The sequence below is a fragment of the Kitasatospora sp. NPDC018058 genome, assembly GCF_044327205.1.
Classification (GTDB): Bacteria; Actinomycetota; Actinomycetes; order Streptomycetales; family Streptomycetaceae; genus Kitasatospora.
This window is the reverse complement of record NZ_JBIRFA010000057.1, coordinates 16,723-40,981: the sequence shown is the minus strand read 5'-3', so window position 1 is coordinate 40,981 and position 24,259 is coordinate 16,723. Positions and strand designations below refer to the sequence as shown.

Below are 24,259 nucleotides of genomic sequence, written 5' to 3'. Positions count from 1 at the left end.
CCGGGGATGTCAACATATCTGGCGTTGACTTTTGGCACGCTGTTGAGTTCTCAAGGAACGGACGCTTCCTTCGGACCGCCTTCCAGCGGGCCCTCTGGGCGCTTCGTTCTTTCGTGTTTCCAGCTTATCAGATCTTCTCGGCCGTTCTTACCGGCTTCGTTTTCTCTGAATTCCCGCTGGCGGGATTTCCTTCAAACTTCGCTCCGAAGCTTATCAAAGCTTTCAGTGTGCTCAGTCCGCAGGATTTGCTTCGTCGGAGGGCGCGCATTTCGTGAAACGCGCTCGCCTCGATTTCGGCGGTGTCGTGGACACTAACGCCCGAGCCTGACCGTTGTCCAGCCAGTCCCAACCGTTCAAATCTACTAGCCCATCCTCACCACGTCAATGGTTTGGCCGGGATGCGAGAAGAGTAGCAGGTCAGGAGCCTGTCGATCACATCGGCTCAGGCCGCGACAGGCTGAAGGTCCGCCCGGTCGGCCTCGTCCACGTCACCGGACTCTCCGCCCTCGGCGGCCCTGCGGCCCAACACCAGGGCGTACAGGAGGAAGGCCACCTCGGCCAGCACGCCGATCGAAATCCGCGCCCAGGTCGGCAGGCCGGACGGGGTCACGAAGGCTTCGAGGACACCGGAGACCGCCAACACGGTCGCCAGGCCCATCGACATCCCGATGATCGAGCGGCCCTGTTCCGCCAGCGCGACGCCCCGGGTGCGCGGGCCGGGGTCGATGACGGTCCAGCCGAGGCGCAGACCGAGGCCGCCGGCCACGAAGACTGCGGTCAGCTCCAGCAGGCCGTGCGGAATGAGCAGACCGAGGAAGACGTCGAGCCGGCCCGCCGAGGCCATCAGTCCGACACCGATGCCGAGGTTGACCACATTGGTCCACATCACCCACAGGACCGGAATGCCCAGCGCGATTCCGTACAACAGGCACTGCACCGCGATCCAGGCGTTGTTCGTCCAGACCTGCGCCGCGAAGGAACTGGCCGGCCGATCCGAGTAGTACGCCTCGTACTGACCTCCGGGGCGGGTCATCTCCCGCAGCTCGTCGGGGGTGATGAGGCTGTTGCGGACCTCCGGGTGGGTCGCCATCCACCAGGCGAGCAGCGCGGTGGCGATCATCGACACGACCGCCACCGGCACCCACCAGCGGCGGGCGCGGTACAGCGCGGCCGGGAAGCTCACCGTGTAGTAGCGGGCGACGTCCTGCCAACCGTTGGTGCGGGCGCCGGTCACCGCGCTGCGGGCCCGCGAGACCAGGCCGGTCAGTCGGCTGACCAGGGCCGGGTCCGGCGCGGCCGCCTGGACTTTGGCCAGGTGGCCGGTGGCGCGCTGGTAGAGGGTGACGAGTTCGTCGGCCTCCTCACCGTTGAGGCGGCGCCTGCGGGCGAGGGCGTCCAGCCGGGCCCACTCCCCCTGGTGGGTGGCGACGAAGACGTCCAGGTCCATTCGGCGGCTCCATGGTCGGCGGTGGGCGCGTGGCGCGCGTGCGCGGTCGGGCAGGTACGTACGGACACGTTCGGCCCAGCATGCCAGGAACCCTTGCCGCCGCAGCCGTCGGGATCTCACTTCCCGTGCGCCCACCGGGCGCCGTATGTTTGCGGCTGCGGATCGGACTGCGGAGAGCGGGTCGTGGGGGGCCGATCCATGCGAACTCCCCCCTCCCCGCGTGAGCGTGAACGGACAGGTGTCTTGAGCGACCTGGTGACGGGTGAGGCAGTCGTCCTCGACCTGCAGACGGCGAAGCTTCCGAGCAGGGCGCTGGCGATCGTGCTCGACCTGCTCGTCGAGTTCGCCGCCCTGTTCATCGTCTCGCTGGTGCTGAGCGTCGCCCTGATCGACCTCGACGGCGCGGCGGCGGCGGCGACGCTGCTCGGCCTGATGGTGTTCTTCCTGGTCGCCGTGCCGGTGATGGTCGAGACCCTCAGCCACGGCCGCTCGCTCGGCAAGGCCGCGCTCGGCCTGCGGGTGGTCCGCACCGACGGCGGCCCGGTCCGGTTCCGGCACTCGTTGGTGCGCGGGCTGGTCGGCTTCATCGAGCTGATCGCGGTGACCGGTTCCGCGGCCGTGATCACCTCGGCGGTGAACTCGGACGGCAAGCGGCTCGGCGACATCTTCGCCGGGACGGTGGTCGTCCGCGAACGCACCCCGGGCGCGGGCGGATCGATCACCCCGCTGCCGCCGGTGCACCCTCAGCTGCTCCACGACATGGGCCGCGAGCTGGTCGCGATGGATCTGTCCGCGGTGCCCGAGCCGCTCTGGCTCGCGGTCCGCCGACTGCTCAGCCGGATAAGTCAGTTGGAGCCGTCGGTGGCGTTCCGGATGGCCGTCGGCCTGGCCGAGGACCTGTCCGCCCGGATCGGTCACCCGACACCGCCGGGGCTGCACCCGGCCGCCTACCTGGGCGCGGTGCTCACGGAACGCCAGCGCCGGGAGTGGATGCGCGCCCAGCAGCGGTTCGCGGCGCAGGCGGCCGTCCAGATGACCGCCCCGACGGCCCCCGCGGCTCCGGTGGGACCGGTCGACGGGCGGCCCCACCGTGTCCTCGGGATGCCCGCGCCCGCGGCGCCCCTCGCGCCCGCGCCGGTCCCCGCGGCCCCGATGCCCCCGGCGGCCCCCTCGCTCGACAAGCCCGCCGTCACCGAAACCGGCTTCGCCCCGCCCGCCTGAGCCCGTTCGCCCGGCTACTCCCCCACGTCCCCCACCGGCCAGGCGTTCGGCGGCGACTCCAGCTCCTCCAGCTCGATCCCCTCCGCCGCCAGCACCACGTCCCCCGCCAGGTGCACGACCTGCTGCTCCCCCGTCTCCAGGTCCGCCACCTGGTACCGCTCGACCAGCAGCGGCCCCGAGTCCGTCTCGTGGGTGTCGACGCCCTCCAGCAGCCACCCCTGGTCGAAGGTGCGCGGCGCCAGCACCGGCTCGGTGAACGCCACCAGCCGCACCCGCGCGCTCGCCCCCTCCCGCAACCGCAGCATCCGGGCGGTGGCGACCAGGAAGCCCGGCGAGCGCCCGGTGAAGCCGTGCGCCCGGTCGTGCCCCTCCACCGCCGACGCGCCGCCCGGGTCCGCCGCGTCGGTACGGACCCAGGCCACCCCGTCCACCGCGCCGCCGCGCACCTGCCAGCCGCCGGCCCGCAGCTCCATCCGCAGCGGCCGGGCCCGCGAGTCCAGCGTGAGGTCGACGCTGCCGATCACCCGGCCGTCCGGCGCGTAGGTCTTGGAGACGTACCGCCACCCGGCCGCCCCGGGCGCGCAGCTGAAGCGCTCCTCGCCGAGCAGCACGTGGTCATGGGTGTCGTGGAGCGAGTACCGGCCATTGGGCATGCCCGAAGCCTACGTGCGCGCCCGCATGCAACGTTCCGGGCCGGTGCCCGCATTAGAGGGGCGGACGGCGCGGGAGGCGCTGTCGAGACGACGAGAGGGGGTGCGGATGGCGAAGCAGACGCGCGACGCGGAGTTCACGGAGTACGTGGCCTCCAGGAGCGGCTGGCTGCGGAAGGTCGCCTATCTGCTCTGCGGGGACTGGCACCGGGCCGACGACCTGGTGCAGGAGACCATCACCAAGCTGTACGTGCACTGGGCGAAGGCGAGCCGCGCGAAGAACGTGGACGGCTACGCCCGCCGGACGCTGGTCAACACGTTCCTCGCCGAACAGCGCACCTCCTGGTGGCGCCGGACGGTACGGGCCGGCGCCGAGCCGGACATCGCGGCCGAGAGCATCGACCTGGACGTCTCGCTCGACCTGCGCCAGGCCCTGGCTGCGCTCCCGCCGCGCCAGCGCGCGACGGTCGTGCTCCGGTACTACTGCGATCTGTCGATCGATCAGGCGGCCGAGGCTCTGAACTGCTCCTCCGGCAACGTGAAGAGCCAGAGCGCGCGCGCTCTGGACACCCTCCGTCGCAGTCTCGTTCTCGTCCCGGATGTCGCAGAGAGGACGTCATGACCACCACCGACCACCACGAGCTGACCGCCGCCCTGTCGGCCCTGGCCGACGAGCCGGCCCCGCCCGCCGCCTTCGACGTCACCACCTCCATCACCTGCGGCCGGGCCCGCCTGCACCGCCGGTACCGGGCCACCATCGGCACGGTGGCCCTCCTGACGGTGGCGACGGTCACGGGCGGGCTGCTGCTGGAGTCCCGTGGCGGCGGTGCGCCCGCCGGACCCGCCGCGCCCCCGGCCACGTCGGCCACAACCGGAGCCCCGACCGCCACGGGCCACACCCCCCTGACCACGGAGGTCAAGTTCGGCTGGCTGCCCGACTGGGCGGACGGCGAGCGCGGCGTCAGCTACGCGTCCGGCACCGATGGTGCCGACGTCCGGGCCGGCGAAGGGGGGTTGAGCGGGCGGAGCATCACCCTTGACCTCCTTCCCGCCGGGGTCGAGCCGACCCTCAGCACCTCGCCGGGTCAGGCACAGGCGAAGGTTCCGGCCCCCGACGTCAACGGCCGCACCGCCTACTGGGTGGTCCACCCGACCGCCAAGACCTTCGACAACAGCAGCCGGGCCCTGAACTTCCTGACGCCTTCCGGCCGGTGGGCGCGGATCATCGGGTGGCGCGGCGGCTCCGACATCTCCGACGACGTGCTCCTGCGGGTGGCCGCCGGCGTCCAGACCGGCAAGTGGGACGTCCCGCTGCCGTTCTGGCTGACCGGACTGCCGGACTCCTTCAAGCTGACCTCGGCCTCGCTGCGCCGCCGGGTGACCGCGCTGCCCTGGGTCGGGGGTGCCACGTTCTCGGTCGGCGGCGCGAAGGTCAGCCTCATCGTGGCGCCCGACCTCCAGCCCAAGCCGGGGGAGATCCCGCCCTGGTCGCCCACCGCGAAGTGCCGGGTCGACCAGGGGTTCAAGGTCTGCGCGGAGATGTCGGCCGGAGGGCCGACCGAGCTCGCACAACCCGGAGGCCTGGCGGGCCTGCTGGACCGGGTGCACGTCACCGGCGCCGACGAGAGCACCTGGACCACCGAGTTCCTCCGCTGACGACCGGACGACTGACGACTCACAGTGAAAGCACTGCGGCCGGTACCCCGCACGGGGGTACCGGCCGCAGTCAGTCGGACAAGCAGATCAGTAGCGGTACTGCTCCGGCTTGTACGGGCCCTCGACCGGAACGCCGATGTAGTCGGCCTGCTCCTGGGTCAGGGTGGTCAGCTTCACGCCCAGCGCGTCCAGGTGCAGGCGGGCGACCTTCTCGTCCAGGTGCTTCGGCAGCACGTAGACGCCGATCGGGTACTGCTCGGTCTTCGTGAACAGCTCGATCTGGGCGATCGTCTGGTTCGCGAAGGAGTTGGACATCACGAAGGACGGGTGGCCGGTCGCGTTGCCCAGGTTCAGCAGGCGGCCCTCGGAGAGGACGATGATGGTGCGGCCGTCGGCCTTGCGCCACTCGTGGACCTGCGGCTTGATCTCGGTCTTCACGACACCGTCGAGCTTGGCCAGGCCGGCCATGTCGATCTCGTTGTCGAAGTGGCCGATGTTGCCCACGATGGCCTGGTGCTTCATCCGGGCCATGTGGGAGGCCATGATGATGTCCTTGTTGCCCGTGGTGGTGATGAAGATGTCGGCGATCTCGACGACGTCGTCCAGGGTGGCGACCTGGTAGCCGTCCATCGCCGCCTGGAGCGCGCAGATCGGGTCGATCTCGGTGACGATGACGCGGGCGCCCTGGCCGCGCAGCGACTCGGCGCAGCCCTTGCCGACGTCGCCGTAGCCGCAGACGACCGCGACCTTGCCGCCGATCAGGACGTCGGTGGCGCGGTTGATGCCGTCGATGAGCGAGTGGCGGCAGCCGTACTTGTTGTCGAACTTCGACTTGGTGACCGAGTCGTTGACGTTGATCGCCGGGAACAGCAGCTGGCCGTCACGGTGCATCTCGTACAGGCGGTGGACACCGGTGGTGGTCTCCTCGGTCACGCCCTTGATGGTGGCGGCGACCTCGGTCCACTTGTTCGGGGTGTCCTTGAGGGTGCGGTTGAGCAGCTCGAGGATGATCCGGAACTCGTCGTTGTCCGCGGTGGACGGGTCCGGAGCGGCACCGGCCTTCTCGAACTCGACACCCTTGTGGATCAGCAGGGTGGCGTCGCCGCCGTCGTCCAGGATCATGTTCGGGGTCTTGCCGTCAGGCCAGGTCAGCGCCTGCTCGGTGCACCACCAGTACTCGTCCAGGGTCTCGCCCTTCCAGGCGAAGACCGGCACGCCCTGCGGGTTCTCCGGGGTGCCCTCCGGGCCGACGGCGATGGCGGCGGCCGCGTGGTCCTGGGTGGAGAAGATGTTGCAGGAGCACCAGCGGACCTCGGCGCCGAGCGCCGTCAGGGTCTCGATCAGCACGGCGGTCTGGATGGTCATGTGCAGCGAGCCGGTGATCCGGGCGCCGGCCAGCGGCTGCGACTCGGCGAACTCGGCGCGGATCGCCATCAGGCCGGGCATCTCGTGCTCGGCCAGCTGGATCTCCTTGCGGCCGAACGGCGCCAGGGAAAGGTCGGCGACCTTGAAGTCACCGGTGATGTCGGTCGACATGCGTCTGCTCCTCGCTGATGGGGTGGGGCACGGCCAAGGTCCGGATGTGTCGCGCATGGCGGGCCGTACGGACGCACGGCTACGCCGGGACTGCCGGATCCCGCGGTGGCGGACCGACTCCCTGTTGCGCAGCACAAACCGTCGGAGGACCTCTCTCCCTCGACCGGCGCACACCCCACGGGTGCGGACCGCCGATCGACCGCCATCAGCAGCGACGTTCTGGCTCTGGTGACGAATCTACACCGGCGGCCCCACCGGTCGTCCGCCGATGACCGATTTCGGTCCCGGATCCGACCGCCGCTCGACCCGGACACCAGCCGGGCGAGGACGGTCCGTCAGTGCGCCGCGCCGGGGCCGGGACCGCCCGGGGTGGCGGCCGGGTCCTCGCCCGCGGCGGCCTTCTCGGCGCTGTAGACGTCCGGCTCCAGGTAGATCGCCCGGGCGATCGGGACGGCGGCGCGGACCCGCTCCTCGGCCGCGTCGATCGCCTGCGCCACCCGGGCGGCGCTGTCCTCCGCGTTGACGGAGATCTTGGCGGCGACCAGCAGCTCCTCCGGGCCGAGGTGCAGTGTACGCATGTGGATCACCCCGGTGACCGCCTCGCCGTCCACCAGCGCGGCGCGGATCCGCCCCACCGACTCCTTGTCGGCGGACTCGCCGAGCAGCAGCGACTTGGTCTCCAGGGCGAGCACCACGGCGATCACCACCAGCAGGACGCCGATGCACAGGGTGCCGACGCCGTCCCAGACGCCGTTGCCGGTGATCACGGTGAGCGAGACCCCGAACAGCGCGAGCACCAGGCCGATCAGCGCCCCGGTGTCCTCCAGCAGCACCACCGGCAGCTCCGGCGCCTTGGCAGTGCGGATGAACTGCACCCAGCCCTGCCCGCCCTTGGCCTTGGCGGACTCCCGCATCGCGGTGAGGAAGGACCAGCCCTCCATCCCGAGGGCGAAGACCAGCACGCCGACCGCCCAGCCCCAGGAGTCCAGCGTCTCCGGGTGGCTGACCTTGTGCCAGCCCTCGTAGATCGCGAACAGGCCACCGACGCTGAACAGCACGATGGCCACCAGGAAGCCGTAGATGTAGCGCTCGCGGCCGTACCCGAACGGGTGCTCCTCGTCCGCCGCCCGGCGCGCCCGCTTGCCGCCGACCAGCAGCAGCACCTGGTTGCCGGAGTCGGCCACCGAGTGCACGCCCTCGGCCAGCATCGAGGAGGAGCCGGTGAAGCCGAAGGCGGCGAACTTGGCCGCCGCGATCGCCAGGTTCGCGGACAGCGCCGCCACCAGTGCCTTCGTCCCGCCCTCTGTACTCATGCGCCCACCTCGCTGCGCTCGGCAGGGGCATTCGCCCGTACGCACCTGTCGATGGTTCGCTCACTTCGCTCGCTCACGCGCCGAGAGTAGCGGCAGCCGGATCAGGACTGCGCAGCGGCGAGCCCCAGGTAGACGGCGGCGAAATCGGTCAGCGCGATCAGGTCGGCCAACGCCTGCAGCGGGTCCGCCAGGGTGCTCGCGTACTCGGTCAGCCGGACGTCGTGGGCGGCTGCCAGCCGGTGGGCGCGGCCGACGCCGAAGCTGCGCGGGCGCTCGTCGCCCTCCGGCACCTCGGCCGGGCCGTCCTGCTCCTCCGCCGAGCCGGTGCCCGGGACGTGCCGCAGCAGCAGGACCTGCAGATGCAGCGGGTCGGGCTCCTCGACCCGGTCGCGGAAGAAGTCGTCCGGGTCCGCGCCGGCGCCCAACTGGCCGGTGAACATGCCGCGGTGGGCAGTGAGCACCTGCGGCAGCGGCCCGGCCAGCGCCGGGCGGCCGGCCCGGTCGGCCAGCTGGGCGGCGAACCTGACGGCGGCCGCCCCGGCGATCGGGCCCTCGGCCCACAGCAGCGGGACGGTCCCGGCCAGCTGCGCGGCCAGCCCCTTCGCCGGGTTGGTGTACGCGGCGGCGTCCGGCCGGCAGCGCACCGCGGCGGCGTCCAGCAGGTCGGCGACGGCCGGCAGCGCGTCGTACGGCAGCTGGGTGAGGCCGAGCTTCTGGGCGAGCGCCAGCATCGGGGTCAGGTGGGACCAGAGCGCGGCCGGGTCCTCGGGCGGCAGGTCCGGCTCGGCGGCCGGTACGACGGGCAGGCCCTCGTCGGGCAGCACCGAGGCCGTGTACGGCAGCGGCAGCGCGCGCACCTGGAGCGCGGCCTCGGCCAGCGGGCTGCCGGCGGGGGCGGTGACGACGATGGCGCAGCCGCGCGCGTACGCCTGCTCGGCGAGGCTGATCAGGCCCTGTTCGCCGCCGTCGGCGGAGCTGATCACCAGCAGGTCGAGCGGGCCGGCCCAGCCGGGCAGCTGCCAGCCGAGCCCGGCGGTGAAGGCGGGCCGCGCGCCGGCCCGGTCGCTGCGCGGGGCGACGGCCTCGGTCGGCGGCAGCGGGATGACCAGGCTGGCGGTCCCGGCCAGCGCGGCCAGGATCTCGCCCGCGGTCAGGGCGCTGCCGTGCCCGGCGACCACGACGGCTCGCGGGCGGCCGTCCGGGCGCAGCCGGTCGAGGCCGGCCGCCTCGGCCTGCCGCAGCGCCGTGCGGACCCGGGCGCCGGCGCCGGCCAGGGCCAGCAGGGCGCGGTCGCGGTCGGCGCGCTGGAGGGCGGCCGGGTCGTCGAGCAGGGTGTCGTCGAGCATGCGGCGGGCCTCCGGCTGTCCTGTGGGCGGCGGGCGCGGGTGGGGCTTCGCCCCCAGGATCAGGCCGGGCGGCGAGCCTCGTCCACCAGGAGGACCGGAATGCCGTCCCGGACCGGGTACGCGAGGCCGCAGTCCGCGCCGGTGCAGACCAGCTCGGGCTGCTCCTCGGTGCCGCCCTCGGCGAGCGCGGCCCGGCACTGCGGGCAGACCAGGATCTCCAGCAGGAAGGATTCGAGCTTCATGGGGCTCTCCAAAGTTCGGGGGTGGCACGGAGGTGCCCCGGCCGATAGGCAACCCTACCGGCCGGGGCACTGCGGCCCGTTGTCAGGCGCGCTTCGCTCGGATGCGCTCGCTCAGGCGCGGACGACGGCGAGCACGCCGTCGCGCAGCTCGGCCATCTTCGCCGGGTCCTTGGCCTCGACGTTGAGGCGCAGCAGCGGCTCGGTGTTGGAGGCGCGCAGGTTGAACCACCAGTCCGGGCCGGCCACGGTGAGGCCGTCCAGCTCGTCCACGGTGGTGCCCTCCAGGCCGGCGTAGGCGGCGCGGACGGCGGCGGTGCTGGCGGCCTGGTCGGCGACGGTGCTGTTGATCTCGCCGGAGGCGGCGTAGCGGTCGTACTCGGCGGTCAGCGCGGAGAGCGTGCCCTCCTGGCCGCCGAGCGCGGCCAGCACGTGCAGCGCGGCCAGCATGCCGGTGTCGGCGCGCCAGAAGTCGCGGAAGTAGTAGTGCGCGGAGTGCTCACCGCCGAAGACGGCGTCGGTGACGGCCATCTCCTGCTTGATGAAGGAGTGGCCGACCCGGGTGCGCACCGGGGTGGCGCCGAGCTCGCGGACCACCTCGGGGACGGTCCAGGAGGTGATCAGATTGTGGATGACGGTCGGCTCGGCCTCGCCGGCGGCCTTGGCGCGGGCGATCTCGCGGACGGCGACCAGGGCGGTGATCGCGGACGGGGAGACCGGCTCGCCGCGCTCGTCCACGACGAAGCAGCGGTCGGCGTCGCCGTCGAAGGCCAGGCCCACGTCGGCGCCGACCTCGCGGACCTTGGCCTGCAGGTCGACCAGGTTCTTCGGGTCGAGCGGGTTGGCCTCGTGGTTGGGGAAGGTCCCGTCCAGCTCGAAGTACATCGGGACGAGCTCGATCGGCAGACCGTCGAAGACGGTCGGCACGGTGTGGCCGCCCATGCCGTTGCCGGCGTCCACCGCGACCTTGAGCGGGCGGATGCCGGTCAGGTCGACCAGGCCCAGCAGGTGGTCGGCGTAGCCGCGCAGGGTCTCCTGCTCGGAGAGCGCGCCGGGCTTGACGTCCTTGGCCGGGACGGTGACGGCGTCGTCCTCGCCGGTCCAGGACTCGACCAGCTCGCGGATCTCGGACAGACCGGTGTCCTGGCCGACCGGGGCGGCGCCGGCCCGGCAGAGCTTGATGCCGTTGTACTGGGCCGGGTTGTGGCTGGCGGTGAACATCGCGCCGGGCAGGTCGAGCTTCCCGCTGGCGTAGTAGAGCTGGTCGGTCGAGCAGAGGCCGATCTCGACGACGTCGGCGCCGTAGGCCGCGGCGCCCTCGGCGAAGGCCCGGCTGAGCGACGGGGAGGAGGGGCGCATGTCGTGGCCGACCACGATCGCGGTCGCGCCGGTGACCTGTACGAAGGCGGCACCGAAGGCCCGGGACAGGCCCTCGTCCCACTGGTCCGGGACGACACCTCGGACGTCGTACGCCTTCACGAGCTGCTTGAGGTCGCGCACTGCGGCTCCACCCTGTGTCTTTGCTGATCGATACGTCGGGCCACCGGCCCCGGTCGGTCGACGGGTCGCGATGACGTCAGACGGGCAGCGTACCCGGGCCGGGCGAACGCTCCGTGCCGGGTGAGGCGTCAGTTGTCGGGCGAGCGGAGGACCCGGAGGTGGCCGCGGCGGCTGCCCTCGGTGGAATCACCCTCGGGGACGCGGCCCTGACGGGGGGTCTGCGGGCGGGCGGCCTCGCGGACGGCGTTGGCGAGGGCCTCCAGGTCGTCGCTGCTGCGGCGCAGCGGCCCGGCCTCGGCGGCGAGCCGGACGACCTCCCAGCCGCGCGGGGCGGTGAGCCGCTCGGCGTGCTCGGCGCACAGGTCGTAGCAGTGGGGCTCGGCGTAGGTGGCGAGCGGGCCCAGTACGGCGGTGGAGTCCGCGTAGACGTACGTCAGCGTCGCGACGGCCGGTCGGCCGCACGCGGTCCGCGAACAACGACGTACAGAGCTCACGAGGGTGGACGGTACCGCACTCCCCGCCGGGGAGCGAAGACCGCCTGCCTGGAGGCGGTGCCGTGTCGCCCGGCGCGCACTCGTCAGTGCGCCGATCCCCCGGGCGTTTCCCCGCCGGAGTGGTCCACTTCCGACCGTCCAAGGACTACCCTCGGCAGTGATATGGACAGCTCCGCACCGCAGTCATCGACAGAGCCCTCGCGCCGCCCCCGGCACCGCGACCGGCACGGCAGAGGGCTGCGCGGCCCGCTGGCGCCGCCCCAGGTGCCGATCTCGCTCACCCGCTCCGAACTGTTCGACGACTACGTGCGCGAGTCGGTGGAGCGGCTGGAGCGGCGTTGGCCGCAGCTGATCGAGGTGGAGTTCGCCGTCCAGGAGGTGCCGCTGCACGAGGCGGGCGGCGCCGACACCGAGGACGGTGTGCCGCTGGGCCGGGTGTCGCCGGGCGAGAAGGGCCGCAAGAGCCAGATCGTGGTGTACCGGCGGCCGGTGGAAATCCGGGCGAAGACCCGGGAGGACCGGGCGGCGCTGGTGCACGAGATCCTGATCGAGCAGGTGGCCGAGCTGCTGGGGCTGTCGCCGGACGCGATCGACCCGCGCTACGACGAGGACTGACCCCGCGGGAGAGGGGCGGATCGGGAGCGCCCGGAGGCGAGCGGGGAGTAGCAGCCCCGGGAGCCCGAAGGCCCCCGGGACGCCCGGTCAGCGCAGGACGACGCCCGGGTCCTGGGCGGCCTGCGGGACCTTGACGGTGCTGTGGTCGTCACGCAGCGCCTGGACGGTGAACATCGGCACGTCCTTGGTGGGGATGGCGAGCATCCGGGCGGCGACCACCGGGCCGCCGGACTCGGTCTCCACGGTGACCGCGAAGACGCCGTTCAGCCCGGCGGGCTCGGGCGCCGGGATGGCGACCGTGCCGCCGGCCGGGACCTGGACCTCCTTGGTCGCCGGGGTGCCGCCGCCGCTGCCGGCCGAGCCGGTGACCTTGACGGTGGCGGCGTCGCCGGTGGAGGTCAGGAACAGCGTGGAGTTGCCGGCCCGGTTGTCGGCGACGGTGGCGCGGGCGCCGATCGGGTTGCTGCCGGTGAGCCAGGCCGCGTCGCTCTTGCCGTTGTTCCCCGTGCGGTCGACCCGCAGGCCGGCCACGATCGCGGTGGGGTGCTTGTCGTCGCTGGGTGACAGCCGCAGTCCGGCGACCTCGTCGCGGGTGATCTTGCCGAGGTCGACGGCGGCCACCATGCCCGCCTTGACGTGGATCGACTCGTTTCCGGCCGGGGTGAACCAGCCGTTCTTGCCGGAGAGCTGGATCTTCAGGTCGGCGTCGTCCTCCGGCGGCGCCCAGACCACCAGGCGGGCGGCGGAGGTGTCGGCGGGCAGGCCGGGCAGCACCTGGGTGGCGGCCGGCCCGGCGGAGGCGGGGATCCAGTCGGCGCCCTTGTTGCCGTCGGCGGCGTGCAGCGCGGCGCCGACCCGCCCGGAGCGGACCACCACGTGCACGGCGAGGTCGGTGACGGTGCCCTTGCTGATGGTGGACAGCAGCACGGACTGCGAGCTGCCGGGGGCGACGGTGATGCCGTTGGCGGCGTCGTTGTCGATCAGGCCCTTGTCGCCGTACAGCTTGATGTCGACCACCGCGGCGGAGGACTCGGAGTTGACCAGGCTGAGGTAGTCGACCCGGTCGCCGACCGTACTGGCCCCGGCGAACCAGAAGTCGGTGCCGGCCGGGGTGCAGGTGAGGCCGGACAGGCCCAGGCCGCGCTGCTCGGTGACCACGGTGGTCTGGCCGACGGTGAAGCCGGGGGCGAGCGCGCCGGTGGCGACGGCTCCGGTGCCGGGCGCGGCGTCGCCGTTGGTGGCCGGGCCGGTGGCCGGGGTACCGGGCTTGGTGACGGTCAGTTTGGCGTCGGCGGGCGCGGCGTTCTTGTCCGGGGCCGCAGCGGCCGGGGCGCCCGAGCCGCTCGGGGCCGGGGTCGCGGAGCCCGTCGGCGTCGGGGTGGCCGAGGGCGCGGCGGTCGGCGGGGTGGCGGGGGCGGCCTGGTCGGAGAGCCAGCCGACGCCGCCGGTGGCCGAGCCGGTCCCGGGCGGGGTGTAGGCGGTGAGCGTGGTCGAGCCGGTCAGACCCTGCAGCGGCTGCGGGCAGACCGCCGAGGTCCGCTCGACCTGCGCGGTGCTCGGGGCGACGCCGTCGGCCGCCTTGGCCTGGCCGGCCGGCTGGCGGACCTGGGCGATCCCGAACACCGCCGCGAGCACCACGGCCGCGGCCAGCAGGGACTGGGTGGTCTTCCCCGCGGACCGGCCGGGGGCCTTGCCCTCCGGGCGGGCGGTCGCGGCGGACTCCGCCGGCTCGGCGGACCCCGTCGGCTCGAAGGCCTCGGCGGGCTCGAGGGCGTCCTCGGCCTGGCCGCCGGACTTCTTCCTGAAAGCGGGCTTCTTCATCGCGGGTCAGCTCCCCGATCCGTGCTGGTGCGGGTACCGGCCGGTGCCGCCTGGGTCGTTCGGGTCGTAGTAGGGCTCGCCGTGCTGCTGCCCCGGCAGCCACGGCTGCTGGTGCTGCTCGGGCTGCTGGTACGGGTCGTAGCCGTACTGCTCCTGCTGGTACGGCTGCTCGTAGCCCTGCTGCGGGTAGCCCTGCTGGCCGCCGTCGTACCCGTGGGTGTCGTACCCCTGGCCGCCGTACGGCGCGGCCACCGGCTGCTGGGTCGCGTACTGGTCGTAGCTGTACGGGTCGGCCTGCTGGTAGGTCTGGTACGGGTCGGTGTACGGCTCGGCCTCCTGGACGGCGGCGGCCGCCTGGACCGCCTCGGTCACCGGTTCGCCGGCCGGCTGGGCCGAGACCGTGCCCGGCCGGCCCTCGTACACCCCGGGCTCCTCGGCGCCGGGCTCGCCGCCCTCGCCGCGCTCGGCCATCCGGCGGGCCCGGCGGCTGCCGGGGGCCGGGGCCTGCGCCTGGGCGGCGGCCAGCGCGGCGGCGGCCACCACCTCCTCGGGCAGGTCGTCGTCCTTGTGGCTGCGGCGGCCGGGCAGGGCCAGCACCAGGATGGTGAGGCCGAGCAGCACCTGGGCCCAGATCCACCCGGTGTGGGCGAGGCTGCCCTCACGGGTGACGGCCAGCTTGCCGCCGGCGGCCGGGAGCTTGAAGCCCTGCGCCCAGCCGTCCACCGTGGTGGGCTCCAGGGCGGTGCCGTCCACGGTGGCCTTCCACTCGGGGGCGGCGGACTCGGCCAGGCGCAGCACCCGGCCGTCCGGACCGGCCGGGACGGTGGTGTCGAGGTCGCGGACACCGGCCGGGACGACCACCGGGTTCGCGCCCGGGGCGGTGATCACCGCGCGGACGGCCGGGGCGCCGTTGACCTGCCAGAGCGCGGCGTCGCCGTCCTGGTTGGCCTTGACCAGGCCGGGCGTGGTGTCCAGGACGTTCTTGAAGGCGTCGATCACCGGGCGCTGGACCAGCACGTAGGCGATGCCGTAGCCGGAGAGGGCGTTCGCCTGGTCGGCGCCGGAGCCGGCCAGCAGGCTGCCGACCATCTTGTTCAGGCCGTCCTGCGTGCCGGTGGCCGGGTCGACGGTGGACTCGGCCTGGCCGAGCGTCAGGCCCGCGCCGCGCACCACGGTGTAGCGCACGGCGCCCTTCTCCCCGGTGACGACGAGGGTGCGGGCCCGGTCGGTGGTGCCGGCCTCCTCGGCGATGAAGGCGGGCACCTGGCCGGCGTCGGCGCGGTGCAGCGGGCCGCCGGCGCCGGTCAGCGCCCACCACAGGCCGGTGCCCAGCGGGGCCAGCACCGCGGCGGCCACCACCAGGGCGGCGACCGGCTGGCGCCAGCCGAAGGCGATCCCGGCGACGCGGGCGTTGGCGCCGTCGGCGCCGATCGCGGCGGCGGAGAGCAGGGCGATCCCGGCGATCAGGGTGGCCGGGCCGGCCCAGGCGGGCACCGCCGGGCCGCCGGAGGCCGGGGTGACGGAGGTGCCCGCCACCGCGACCGCGAAGACCAGGCCGGCACCGGCCGCGCCCCAGGCGGCGAGCACCGCGCGGCGGCGGTCGGCGCGCAGCAGCGCGGCGAGCGCGGCGAGCACAACACCGACGGAGAGCCAGACCGGCGGCACCCCGGCGCCGCCCGGGTTGACCAGCAGCAGGCCGGCCGCGCTCGCCCCGGCGCCGTGCAGGCCGGGCAGGCCGGCCTCCAGCAGCAGCCACTGCGGGTGCGACAACACCTTCAGCGACCAGGGGGCCAACACGCCGACCGGCACCGCGAGGATCACCAGCACGCGCAGGCCGAGCAGCCGCAGCGCCGTACCGCCGGAGCCGAGGGCGCCGCCGCGCAGCACCGCGACGACCAGCATGGCCAGGCACAGCGGAACGGCGAGCGCCCAGGTCAGCGGGACGAAGGCGGTGGTCAGGGTGAGCAGCAGGACGGTCATCCAGACCGGCCGCCAGCCGGGGCGGGCGCCCTTGGCGGCGCTCTCCTCGCGGATGCCGAGGCCCGCCGCGATCGCGGCGGCGCGGGCCAGCGGGGGGAGCAGCACGGCCAGGACGGCGGTGCCGATCCGGCCCTGGGCGAGCGCGCCGGTGGCGGCGGGCAGCAGCGCGTAGGTGGCGCTGGCCCAGGCGCGGACCAGCTTGGAGTCCAGCAGCGGCCGGGACACCAGGTAGGCGCTGACCGCGGAGAGCGGGACGGTGAGCACGACCAGCACGGTGAGCGCGAGGTCGGCGTGGCCGAACAGCATCCAGGAGAACACCGCGAGCACGCCGAGGTACGGCGGTGCGGCGGCGGTGGAGCCGGTGCCGATCGGGTGCCAGGCGTCCGCGTACATCGACCAGAGGCCGCTCGCGCCGTCGGAGGCGGGCAGCAGGGCGCCGCCGAACAGCGCGCCGCCGCCGAGCAGGCTGCGGCAGGCGATCAGGGCGAACACCAGCAGCGCGGCGAAGAGCACCGGCGCGGGGCGTCGGGCCAGCTTCTTGACCAGCGCGAACTGCTCGACGACCAGGTCCTCGGAGTCCTCGTCGCCGCCGGCCTCGACCGTGCCGTGCCGGCTGCCGGAGTCGTCGCCGCCCCCTATCCCGAGCGAGCCGATGACGCCCTCGACGGCCAGCCGGGCGGTGGCACCGGGGGCCGGGAAGAGCGTGCGGTCGTCCAGGGCGTCCGCCGCCCTGGTCCGGGAGCGGCGTGCGCGCGCGGCCAAGAGCCGCGGGAAGCGGATGAGTTCGTGGCCGAGGCCCGCCAGTTCGTCGACGGCCTGGCGCGGGTCCTTGCCGAGCAGGTTGGTGACCGCCCGCAGCAGGGTGCCGAGCACCAGGCGCAGCAGCACGTACGGGAAGAGCACGCCCTTGCAGTTGGCGAGCAGGGTGTAGACGGATCCGGCCTTGTCCACCCGGTGCGGGTGGGAGGGGCCGCAGTCGATGGCGCGGCGCTCACGGCTGGCCGCCTCGGCGTGCCGCAGCACGGCGTCGGGGGCGACCACCACGCGGTGGCCGGCGGCGTTGACCCGCCAGCAGAAGTCGGTGTCGTCCCGCATCAGCGGGAGGGCCTTGTCGAAGCCGCCGAGTTCCTCGAAGACGTCCCGGCGCACCAGCATGCCGGCGCTGGAGACGGCGAGCACCGGGCGGACCTGGTCGTGCTGGCCCTGGTCCTGCTCGCGGCGGTCGAGGCCGGTCCAGCGGCGGCCGGAGCGGGCGATGGTGACGCCGACCTCCAGCAGCTGGCGGCGGTCGTACCAGCTGCGCAGCTTGGGGCCGACCACGCCGGCGCTCGGGGTGGAGTCGGCGACCTGGAGGAGGCGGCGCAGCGCGTCGGTCTGCGGCTCGCAGTCGTCGTGCAGCAGCCAGAGCCACTCGACCGGCTGGGTCTCACGGGGGCCGCCGCGGCCGAGGTCGTCCTCCTGGGCGAGCGGGTCGCCGAAGTCGTCCCAGCCGCCGGTGACCGGGTCGTAGCCGGAGGGGTCGAGCCGGTACGGCAGGTCCTCCGGGCGCAGCGGCGGGCTGTTGAAGACGGCCTCGGCGACGGCTGTGCCGAAGCCGGCCCGACGACCGAGGATCAGCGGGCCGCTCTCGGGCATCCCGTCGGCGAGGCCGAAGTCGTCGAGCGCCCTGGCGAGCAGTTCCGGGGAGTTGTCGGTGGATCCGGTGTCGACCGCGAGGATCCGCTGGACCTGGCGGTCCTGGCCGAGCAGGCCGGCCAGGGCCTGCGGCAGCCAGCGGGCGCCGTCGTGCGAGACGATCACCGCGGTGACCAGGTGACGCGGGTAGGCGGGCGGCCTGGAAGCGGTGAAGCCGCTCTGGTGGCTGTAGACGGTCATCGAGTGCGCGGGCCCCAGTTCTCGGTGGACACAGCCGGTGAACGGCAACCGGATGGCGCACCACACTAACGGCTCCGGATGGCCGCCTGGTGCGCGGTGCCGGTGCGGAGGCGGTGAAGTAAGGAGGGCGTGAAGGGCCCGAGGACACGAAAGCGCCCCACCACCGCGGTGAGGCGCTCGTACAGCTGTGTGGTTGTCCGTCGATGCCGGAGGGTCAGTGGGGGCCAGGGGCCACTCCGGTCAGACCGCGCTCTTCTTGAGCCGACGGCGCTCGCGCTCGGACAGGCCGCCCCAGATGCCGAAGCGCTCGTCATTGGCGAGGGCGTACTCCAGGCACTCCGAGCGGACCTCGCAGGCGAGGCAGACCTTCTTGGCCTCGCGGGTCGAGCCGCCCTTCTCGGGGAAGAAGGACTCGGGGTCGGTCTGGGCGCACAACGCGCGCTCCTGCCAACCGAGTTCCTCCTCGTCCTCCGCGATGCCGTCCCCGATCAACAGCTCAAAGAGCTCGCTCATGTGGCGCGCCTCCTCTGCCCCTACTTGGCGTCCCCGTGGTTGCCGTTGCCTCGTGCGGCTGACGACACGAGTGAAATTACAGTTGCGTCACTCTGGCCCAGTCAAGCCGGGCTCTGGTATTGGGGCCGGGATTCACTCCCTGGCACCAAGCCGTTACGAATAGTGTACATATTCGGACACATCAGACTTTCAGTCTGAAAGCTCCAGGCGGCATCGAACTGTCCGCAACCATCCGCGGAATGACGCCCGGTCACCGTCACAGGTCGGCCATCGGGTCGCCTTCCCGGCGATCTTCTCATCGAAACATAGAGAGTGATGAATCACCCCATCAGGGCAAGATCCAGACCTAATCCACTCGAATGCCACATCCTTCGGTTTGACACCGACCCCGCGCATGCGGTGTCCTTGCCCCTATGTCAGAGTTCGCCAGCCCCCGGAGCGGTTCCACCCTCCGCCGTGCCGTGAACTCTTGTTGTCGCCTCTGTTCCTGCTGTATCTAGGCGCCCGCGTCCCACCGCGCGCCGCCCCCAGGAAACACAGAGGCCGCCCGCGATTCCCGCCCCAGGACATCCCGGATCCGGCTGATCCCGACGAACCAGCCGACTCCTCCGAGGACGACTCCCGTGCGCATGATCCGCATCCGCAGGCGGAACCGCGATCGCAACAAGCTCGCCCGCCTTGGCCCCACCCCCGCCCGCTCCCCCCGTCCGACGGACGGGCACCGCTGGGCGGACGGGCTCAGCGACGTCTCCATCGCCGGCGACCCGCTCGCCTTCCCGCACCTCGCCCGCACCGACCTGCCCGGACACCCCACCACCGTCGCCGAACACGCCCGGCTGGTGCGCGAGATCGCCGCCGACCGCGCCCGCTGGGAGCCGCTGGTCCGCTACGACGCGCTCACCCGCTGGTACGCCCGGCTGGAGACCGGCCCCGGCTACGAGGTCTGGCTGCTCAGCTGGCTGCCCGGCCAGAGCACCGGCTTCCACGACCACGGCGAGTCCTCCGGCGTGATGACCGTCGTCCGGGGCGAGCTGATCGAGCGTTCCCTCACCCTCCCCCAGCCTTCGGCCGGGGGTACCCCCGGCGGCGCGATCGCCCGCACCCTGCGGCCCGGCGGTCAGCGGGTGTTCTCCTCCGGATACCTGCACGAGGTGGTCAACGGCGCGCTCGAACCCGCCGTCTCCATCCACCTCTACACGCCGGGCCTGACCGCGATGAACCAGTACGGCGCCGCCACCGCCGTCCCGGAGCAGCACCCGGACCACCACCCGGAGCGGCACGCGGAGCCGCACCGGCGGGCGCAGGCCGAGAGGCATTGAGCGCGGACTGACGAAACGTCCGACCGTGGCAGGATGACCCCATGCGCATCGTGGCACTGGCAGGCGGAATCGGCGGGGCGCGCTTCCTGCGCGGACTCCTCGCGGCGGTCGGACCGCAGGACGAGATCACCGTCATCGGCAACACCGGCGACGACATCCACCTCTACGGCCTCAAGGTCTGTCCCGACCTCGACACCGTGATGTACACCCTCGGCGGCGGCATCCACGAGGAGCAGGGCTGGGGCCGGACCGACGAGACCTGGTCGATCAAGGCCGAGATGAAGGAGTACGGCGTCGGCCCCGAGTGGTTCGGGCTCGGCGACCGGGATTTCGCCACCCACCTCGTCCGCAGCCAGATGCTCACCGCCGGGTACAGCCTCAGCCAGGTCACCGAGGCACTGTGCGTGCGCTGGAAGCCGGGCGTGCGACTGCTGCCGATGAGCGACGACCGGGTCGAGACCCACGTGCGGATCACCGACGAGCAGGGCACCCGGGCGGTCCACTTCCAGGAGTACTGGGTCAAGCTGCACGCCGCCGTCGACGCCGAGGCGATCATCCCGGTCGGCGCGGACACCGCCAAGCCCGCGCCCGGCGTGCTGGAGGCGATCGCCGAGGCCGACGTCATCCTCTTCCCGCCGTCCAACCCGGTCGTCTCGATCGGCAGCATCCTGGCCGTCCCCGGCATCCGGGAGGCCGTCGCGGCCGCCCCGGCCCCGGTGGTCGGGCTCTCCCCGATCATCGGCGGGGCGCCGGTGCGGGGCATGGCCGACAAGGTGCTCGCCGCCGTCGGCGTCGAGGCCACCGCCGAGGCGGTCGCGCTCGACTACGGCAGCAGGGCAGCGCTGCGAAGCGGTTCGAGCGAGGGTGGTGGCGGGCGGGGGGCAGGCCTGATCGACGGCTGGCTGGTGGACACCGCCGACGAGGGCGCCGTCGCCGCCGTGGAGGCCGCCGGGATCGCCTGCCGGGCCGTCCCGCTGCTGATGACCGACGTCGAGGCCACCGCCGAGATGGCCAGGGCGGCACTGGCGCTGGCGGAGCAGGTGCGCACGTGACGGCCCCGCTGGAGGTCCTCGGCGTCCAGGGCATCCCCGAGATCGACGCGGGGACGGACCTCGCCGGGCTGATCGCCAAGGCCGGGACGTACCGGGACGGCGACATCCTGCTGGTCACCTCGAAGATCGTCAGCAAGGCCGAGGGCCGGCTGCTGCACGCCGCCGACCGCGAGGCCGCGATCGACGCCGAGACCGTCCGGGTGGTCGCCCGGCGCGGACCGGCCCGGATCGTCGAGAACCGCAACGGCTTCGTCATGGCCGCCGCCGGGGTCGACGCCTCCAACACCGCCCCCGGCACCGTGCTGCTGCTGCCCGAGGACCCGGACGCCTCGGCCCGCGCGCTGCGCGCCCGGCTCCAGCAGCTCACCGGCCGCCGCCTCGCCGTCATCGTCACCGACACCTTCGGACGGCCCTGGCGCAACGGGCTCACCGACGTCGCGATCGGCGCCGCGGGACTGTCAGTCCTGGAGGACCACCGGGGCCGCGCCGACAGCCACGGCAACGAGCTGGCGCTCACCGTCACCGCCACCGCCGACGAACTCGCCGCCGCCGCCGACCTGGTGAAGGGCAAGGCCAGCGGCGTCCCGGTCGCGATCGTGCGCGGGCTCGGACACCTGGTCACCGTCGAGGACGGCGCCGGCACCCGGCCGCTGGTGCGGCCCGCCGTGGACGACATGTTCCGGCTCGGCACCTCCGAGGCGCTGCGCCAGGCCGTCACCCTGCGGCGCACCGTCCGCTCCTTCACCGCCGACCCGGTCGACCCGGCCGCCGTCCGGCGCGCCGTCGCCGCCGCCGTCACCGCGCCCGCCCCGCACCACACCACCCCGTGGCGGTTCGTCCTGCTGGAGTCCGCCGGGACCCGCACCCGGCTGCTCGACGCGATGCTCGCCGCCTGGCAGCGCGACCTGCGCGAACTCGACGGCTGGGACGACGCCAAGATCGCCCGCCGCACCGCCCGCGGCAACGTCCTGCGCGACGCGCCGTACCTGGTGGTCCCCTGCCTGGTGATGGACGGCTCCCACGCCTACCCCGACCGGCGCCGGGCCACCGCCGAACGGGAGATGTTCACCGTCGCCGCCGGCGCGGCCGTGCAGAACCTGCTGGTCGCGCTGACCGGCGAGGGCTACGGCTCCGCCTGGGTGTCGTCCACGATGTTCTGCCGCGACACCGTCCGGGCCGCGCTGGACCTCCCGGACAGCTGGGACCCGATGGGCGCCGTCGCCGTCGGCCGCCCGGCCGAGCCGCCGCGCGAACGGCCGGAGCGCGGCGCGGACGCCTTCATCGAGGTGCGGTAGCGACCGCACGGGCGGTCAGCGGTGGCGGTGGTCGTTCGGGGTGAGCCGGGGGCCGTAACGGGGCGCCCGGGCGCCGGTGGCCATCAGGAGACGGCAGACCCGGTAGCGGTGGGGGCGGTAGGGCTCCAGGAGGGTGAGCATCTGGGCGTCGTCGCTGCGGGGACGCCCGGCCAGGGCCCAGCCGACCAGGTTGGGGAGGTGGAAGTCGCCGACCGACACCGCGTCCGGGTCGCCGTTGCTGCGCTGCAGGGTCTCGGCGGCCGTCCAGACGCCGATGCCCGGAACGGCCGTCAGCCGGGCGAAGGACTCCTCGTGGCCCATCGCCGAGGCCTCCTCCAGTCGGGGCGCCAGCCGGACCGCGCGCATCACCGTCGCCGAGCGCTTGGGGTCCACACCCGCCCGGTGCCACTCCCAGCTCGGGACCATCGCCCACTCCCGGGCCGACGGCGCCACCCGCATGCCCTCGGCCGGGCCCGGCGCCGGAGTGCCGAAGTCCCGCAACAGGGTGCGCCAGGCGCGGTAGGCCTCGTCGGTGGTGACCTTCTGCTCCAGGATCGCCGGGACCAGCGACTCCATGACCAGCCCGGTACGGGCCAGCCGCACCCCGGCGGTACGGCGCTGGGCGTCCCGCAGCGGGCCGGGCGGCAGCACCAGCGTCTCCGGATGGTCCTCCGCGCCGAGCAGTGCGGGCAGCCGGTCGAGCAGCCACTGCGCGCCCGGGCCCCAGGCGTTCGCCTCGACCTCGCCCGCGGCCGGATGCGGCAGCACCCGGAGGGTGCCGACACCGGCCGGGGTGCGGGAGGCACGCCAGACGGCGCCGTCGCCGGTGGTGCGGTAGGAGGGGTCGGCGGGGCCCCGGCGCAGGGGCAGCAGCGTCCGGGCCGTATCGAGCGGGAAGCCCGGCCGCCAGCGCCGTACCGCCTCGCCGCCCGTCACTGCTGTCGCCTCCTGTGCTGCCTGGGGCTATGAACGATACGCGGCGGTTTGGAGCGCTTCTCCGAGGCCGGATCACCCGGCCGCCCAAGTGCCCTTTCACTGCGCACGGTTGGAGACGGGCAAGCGGGGCCGAGGGGCCGGGAGCGGCCCGGCGGGCGGCCCCCGTCACTGCGTCTGCAACCACGCCGCGGCCGCCCGGAGCTCGGGGAGGCGGGCGTAGAGCGCGGCGCCGGGGCATTCGGTGGCGAAGGCGTCGCGGTGGCCGGAGATGGTGTCGAAGTCGACCACCGTGCCCTCGGGGTAGCGGCTGGCGTCGGAGGTGGAGGTGAGTTCGGTGTGGTCGTCGGCGGCTTGGCCGGTGAGGCCGAGTTTCCAGGCGGCGAGGGCGGCGAGGCCGTCGAGGAGGGGTTGGGGCGGGGTGTCGCCGACGTAGGTGCCGATGGCGGCGACGCCGGCAGAGTCGGTGTTGAACCCGAGGGTGTGGGCACCGTGGACAGGCCGGTCGACGCCACCGGCGCGGCCCTCGTAGACCGTCCCGCAGCGGTCGACCAGGAAGTTGTAGCCGATGTCCCGCCAGCCACTGGTCTTGACGTGGTACTGGTGGATCGACCTGATCAGCCGGGGGGCGTCGGAGCAGGCGTAGTCGGTGGCGGTCGCGGTGTGGTGGACGAAGACCGCACGGACCGGGCCGGTGTACTCGGAGCCCGGGTCGCGCAGCGACTCGTCGGCGCCCCAGCCGGCCCTGGTGACGATGGCCGGGCGCGGGGCCCGGCCCCCGTCGGCGGGGGCCGCGGGCAGGGTACGGGTCTCGGTCGCGGCGCCGGTGCCTATACCGGCGCCGGAGCCGGGGTCCACCAGGTCGAGCCGCAGTCCGGGCGGCGGGCCGGCCGGGCCCGGTACGACCTCGGCCGCGACGCCGTCGCTGCGGCCGGTCCACAGCGGGGCGGTGGCACCGCGCGGGGCGCGGTCGGGGCCGTCCTCGGTGTCGGCCTCCAGGGCGTGCCAGTCGCCCCAGCGGCCGGTGGCGGCGTCCCGGGTGCGGACCCGGACGGTGGCGCCGGCCATCGCCGCCGCCGGGCCGTCCCAGGCGACGCCGAGCAGTTCGAACGGTCGGGTGACGCGCGGCGCGAGCCGGTGGCCGGAGTCGGCCAGCGGCAACGAGACGGTGCTGCCGCCGCCTGGGAAGTCACGACGCTCGGCGGCGGGGGCAAGAGGCGAGGCGGAGGCGGTGGAAGCGGGCTGAAGCAGCAGCGCGGCGGTGCATCCGGCGAGCAGCGCCGCCGGGAGCGAGCGGCGCGCGGCCCGGATCGGGCGGCGCGCAGCCCGGGTTGAGAGGCGTGCAGCCTTGCTTGAAAGGCACATAAAGGGGATCGTCGCTGCAAACCGGACGACCCGCCACGCCGCCCCGCGCCCACTCGGCCGCCCCTCCCTGCCTCCCACGCGAAGGCCGT

The 24,259-nt window shown here is 73.6% G+C and carries 21 protein-coding genes; 8 read left to right on the top strand and 13 right to left on the bottom strand.

The annotated features are described in order from the left end of the window. A partial coding sequence (locus tag ACH4E7_RS40645) for a hypothetical protein (protein ID WP_396254244.1) occupies positions 1-275 on the top strand: 275 nt, incomplete at its 5' end. A 167-nt stretch (positions 276-442) separates the two neighbouring features. Here the strand turns inward: ACH4E7_RS40645 and ACH4E7_RS40640 are convergent. Then, a complete protein-coding gene (locus ACH4E7_RS40640) occupies positions 443-1,447 on the bottom strand; it encodes a stage II sporulation protein M (RefSeq protein WP_396254243.1) in 1,005 nt (334 codons plus the stop codon). 243 nt (positions 1,448-1,690) lie between these two features. Between ACH4E7_RS40640 and ACH4E7_RS40635 the strand changes: the two genes are divergently transcribed. Beyond that, positions 1,691-2,668, top strand: a complete 978-nt coding sequence (locus ACH4E7_RS40635; protein ID WP_396254242.1) for an RDD family protein — start codon at positions 1,691-1,693, stop codon at positions 2,666-2,668. Positions 2,669-2,682: 14 nt separating this feature from the next. On the opposite strand, the gene ACH4E7_RS40630 is transcribed toward ACH4E7_RS40635, so the two are convergent. Further along, complete coding sequence (locus tag ACH4E7_RS40630) at positions 2,683-3,321, bottom strand: hypothetical protein (RefSeq protein ID WP_396254241.1); 639 nt, start codon at positions 3,319-3,321, stop codon at positions 2,683-2,685. A gap of 106 nt (positions 3,322-3,427) precedes the next feature. Here ACH4E7_RS40630 and ACH4E7_RS40625 point away from each other — a divergent pair, with 106 nt between their 5' ends. Then, positions 3,428-3,940 carry a SigE family RNA polymerase sigma factor gene (locus ACH4E7_RS40625; protein WP_396254240.1) on the top strand — a complete coding sequence of 171 codons (513 nt, stop codon included), beginning with the start codon at positions 3,428-3,430 and terminating at the stop codon, positions 3,938-3,940. After that, the gene (locus tag ACH4E7_RS40620) at positions 3,937-4,974 is read left to right on the top strand and encodes a hypothetical protein (RefSeq protein ID WP_396254239.1); all 1,038 of its coding nucleotides are present in this window, start codon (positions 3,937-3,939) and stop codon (positions 4,972-4,974) included. The genes ACH4E7_RS40625 and ACH4E7_RS40620 overlap by 4 nt, the downstream gene beginning before the upstream one ends. A gap of 87 nt (positions 4,975-5,061) precedes the next feature. On the opposite strand, the gene ahcY is transcribed toward ACH4E7_RS40620, so the two are convergent. The 6 genes from ahcY to ACH4E7_RS40590 form a co-directional block, all read right to left on the bottom strand. Then, positions 5,062-6,510, bottom strand: coding sequence for an adenosylhomocysteinase (gene ahcY, locus ACH4E7_RS40615; protein ID WP_355675866.1), 1,449 nt, complete (start codon positions 6,508-6,510; stop codon positions 5,062-5,064). Between the two features lie 335 nt (positions 6,511-6,845). Next, positions 6,846-7,823 (bottom strand): cation diffusion facilitator family transporter, encoded by a 978-nt coding sequence (locus ACH4E7_RS40610; RefSeq protein WP_396254238.1) that lies wholly within the window; start codon positions 7,821-7,823, stop codon positions 6,846-6,848. A 101-nt stretch (positions 7,824-7,924) separates the two neighbouring features. Further along, entirely contained in the window at positions 7,925-9,169 is a 1,245-nt protein-coding gene (locus ACH4E7_RS40605) for an SIS domain-containing protein (protein ID WP_396254237.1), read from the bottom strand. Between the two features lie 59 nt (positions 9,170-9,228). Next, complete coding sequence (locus ACH4E7_RS40600) at positions 9,229-9,411, bottom strand: Trm112 family protein (RefSeq protein WP_097237660.1); 183 nt, start codon at positions 9,409-9,411, stop codon at positions 9,229-9,231. Positions 9,412-9,522: 111 nt separating this feature from the next. Continuing rightward, entirely contained in the window at positions 9,523-10,908 is a 1,386-nt protein-coding gene (locus tag ACH4E7_RS40595) for a phosphomannomutase/phosphoglucomutase (protein ID WP_396254236.1), read from the bottom strand. 128 nt (positions 10,909-11,036) lie between these two features. After that, positions 11,037-11,489, bottom strand: a complete 453-nt coding sequence (locus ACH4E7_RS40590; RefSeq protein ID WP_396254245.1) for a DUF3499 domain-containing protein — start codon at positions 11,487-11,489, stop codon at positions 11,037-11,039. Positions 11,490-11,564: 75 nt separating this feature from the next. On the opposite strand from ACH4E7_RS40590, the gene ACH4E7_RS40585 reads away from it, so the two are divergent. Beyond that, positions 11,565-12,017 (top strand): metallopeptidase family protein, encoded by a 453-nt coding sequence (locus ACH4E7_RS40585; protein ID WP_396254235.1) that lies wholly within the window; start codon positions 11,565-11,567, stop codon positions 12,015-12,017. A gap of 87 nt (positions 12,018-12,104) precedes the next feature. Here ACH4E7_RS40585 and ACH4E7_RS40580 read toward each other — a convergent pair whose 3' ends face one another. From ACH4E7_RS40580 to ACH4E7_RS40570, 3 genes are all read right to left on the bottom strand, one after another. After that, positions 12,105-13,838: a DUF5719 family protein gene (locus tag ACH4E7_RS40580; RefSeq protein WP_396254234.1), complete on the bottom strand. Its 1,734-nt coding sequence runs from the start codon at positions 13,836-13,838 to the stop codon at positions 12,105-12,107. Between the two features lie 6 nt (positions 13,839-13,844). Continuing rightward, the gene (locus ACH4E7_RS40575) at positions 13,845-17,693 is read right to left on the bottom strand and encodes a glycosyltransferase (protein WP_396254233.1); all 3,849 of its coding nucleotides are present in this window, start codon (positions 17,691-17,693) and stop codon (positions 13,845-13,847) included. A gap of 240 nt (positions 17,694-17,933) precedes the next feature. Next, the gene (locus ACH4E7_RS40570; protein WP_030062195.1) at positions 17,934-18,206 is read right to left on the bottom strand and encodes a WhiB family transcriptional regulator; all 273 of its coding nucleotides are present in this window, start codon (positions 18,204-18,206) and stop codon (positions 17,934-17,936) included. Positions 18,207-18,829: 623 nt separating this feature from the next. Here ACH4E7_RS40570 and ACH4E7_RS40565 point away from each other — a divergent pair. The 3 genes from ACH4E7_RS40565 to ACH4E7_RS40555 are packed head-to-tail and all read left to right on the top strand — an operon-like array spanning position 18,830 to position 21,872. Beyond that, the gene (locus tag ACH4E7_RS40565; RefSeq protein ID WP_396254232.1) at positions 18,830-19,525 is read left to right on the top strand and encodes a cysteine dioxygenase; all 696 of its coding nucleotides are present in this window, start codon (positions 18,830-18,832) and stop codon (positions 19,523-19,525) included. Positions 19,526-19,566: 41 nt separating this feature from the next. Continuing rightward, the gene (cofD, locus tag ACH4E7_RS40560) at positions 19,567-20,577 is read left to right on the top strand and encodes a 2-phospho-L-lactate transferase (protein ID WP_396254231.1); all 1,011 of its coding nucleotides are present in this window, start codon (positions 19,567-19,569) and stop codon (positions 20,575-20,577) included. Further along, the gene (locus ACH4E7_RS40555) at positions 20,574-21,872 is read left to right on the top strand and encodes a coenzyme F420-0:L-glutamate ligase (protein WP_396254230.1); all 1,299 of its coding nucleotides are present in this window, start codon (positions 20,574-20,576) and stop codon (positions 21,870-21,872) included. The genes cofD and ACH4E7_RS40555 overlap by 4 nt, the downstream gene beginning before the upstream one ends. Positions 21,873-21,887: 15 nt before the next feature. Here ACH4E7_RS40555 and ACH4E7_RS40550 read toward each other — a convergent pair whose 3' ends face one another. Further along, complete coding sequence (locus ACH4E7_RS40550; RefSeq protein ID WP_396254229.1) at positions 21,888-22,808, bottom strand: DNA-3-methyladenine glycosylase family protein; 921 nt, start codon at positions 22,806-22,808, stop codon at positions 21,888-21,890. A 165-nt stretch (positions 22,809-22,973) separates the two neighbouring features. After that, complete coding sequence (locus ACH4E7_RS40545) at positions 22,974-24,170, bottom strand: peptidoglycan recognition protein (protein ID WP_396254228.1); 1,197 nt, start codon at positions 24,168-24,170, stop codon at positions 22,974-22,976. Between the last annotated feature and the right edge of the window lie 89 nt (positions 24,171-24,259).

Excerpts from the sequence above, each read along its gene's own strand:
- ACH4E7_RS40640 (WP_396254243.1), bottom strand. The coding sequence starts at position 1,447 with ATGGACCTGGACGTCTTCGTCGCCACCCACCAGGGGGAGTGGGCCCGG.
- ACH4E7_RS40630 (WP_396254241.1), bottom strand. The coding sequence starts at position 3,321 with ATGCCCAATGGCCGGTACTCGCTCCACGACACCCATGACCACGTGCTG.
- ACH4E7_RS40625 (WP_396254240.1), top strand. The coding sequence starts at position 3,428 with ATGGCGAAGCAGACGCGCGACGCGGAGTTCACGGAGTACGTGGCCTCC.
- ACH4E7_RS40620 (WP_396254239.1), top strand. The coding sequence starts at position 3,937 with ATGACCACCACCGACCACCACGAGCTGACCGCCGCCCTGTCGGCCCTG.
- ahcY (WP_355675866.1), bottom strand. The coding sequence starts at position 6,510 with ATGTCGACCGACATCACCGGTGACTTCAAGGTCGCCGACCTTTCCCTG.
- ACH4E7_RS40610 (WP_396254238.1), bottom strand. The coding sequence starts at position 7,823 with ATGAGTACAGAGGGCGGGACGAAGGCACTGGTGGCGGCGCTGTCCGCG.
- ACH4E7_RS40605 (WP_396254237.1), bottom strand. The coding sequence starts at position 9,169 with ATGCTCGACGACACCCTGCTCGACGACCCGGCCGCCCTCCAGCGCGCC.
- ACH4E7_RS40600 (WP_097237660.1), bottom strand. The coding sequence starts at position 9,411 with ATGAAGCTCGAATCCTTCCTGCTGGAGATCCTGGTCTGCCCGCAGTGC.
- ACH4E7_RS40585 (WP_396254235.1), top strand. The coding sequence starts at position 11,565 with ATGGACAGCTCCGCACCGCAGTCATCGACAGAGCCCTCGCGCCGCCCC.
- ACH4E7_RS40580 (WP_396254234.1), bottom strand. The coding sequence starts at position 13,838 with ATGAAGAAGCCCGCTTTCAGGAAGAAGTCCGGCGGCCAGGCCGAGGAC.
- ACH4E7_RS40575 (WP_396254233.1), bottom strand. The coding sequence starts at position 17,693 with ATGACCGTCTACAGCCACCAGAGCGGCTTCACCGCTTCCAGGCCGCCC.
- ACH4E7_RS40570 (WP_030062195.1), bottom strand. The coding sequence starts at position 18,206 with ATGAGCGAGCTCTTTGAGCTGTTGATCGGGGACGGCATCGCGGAGGAC.
- cofD (WP_396254231.1), top strand. The coding sequence starts at position 19,567 with ATGCGCATCGTGGCACTGGCAGGCGGAATCGGCGGGGCGCGCTTCCTG.
- ACH4E7_RS40545 (WP_396254228.1), bottom strand. The coding sequence starts at position 24,170 with ATGTGCCTTTCAAGCAAGGCTGCACGCCTCTCAACCCGGGCTGCGCGC.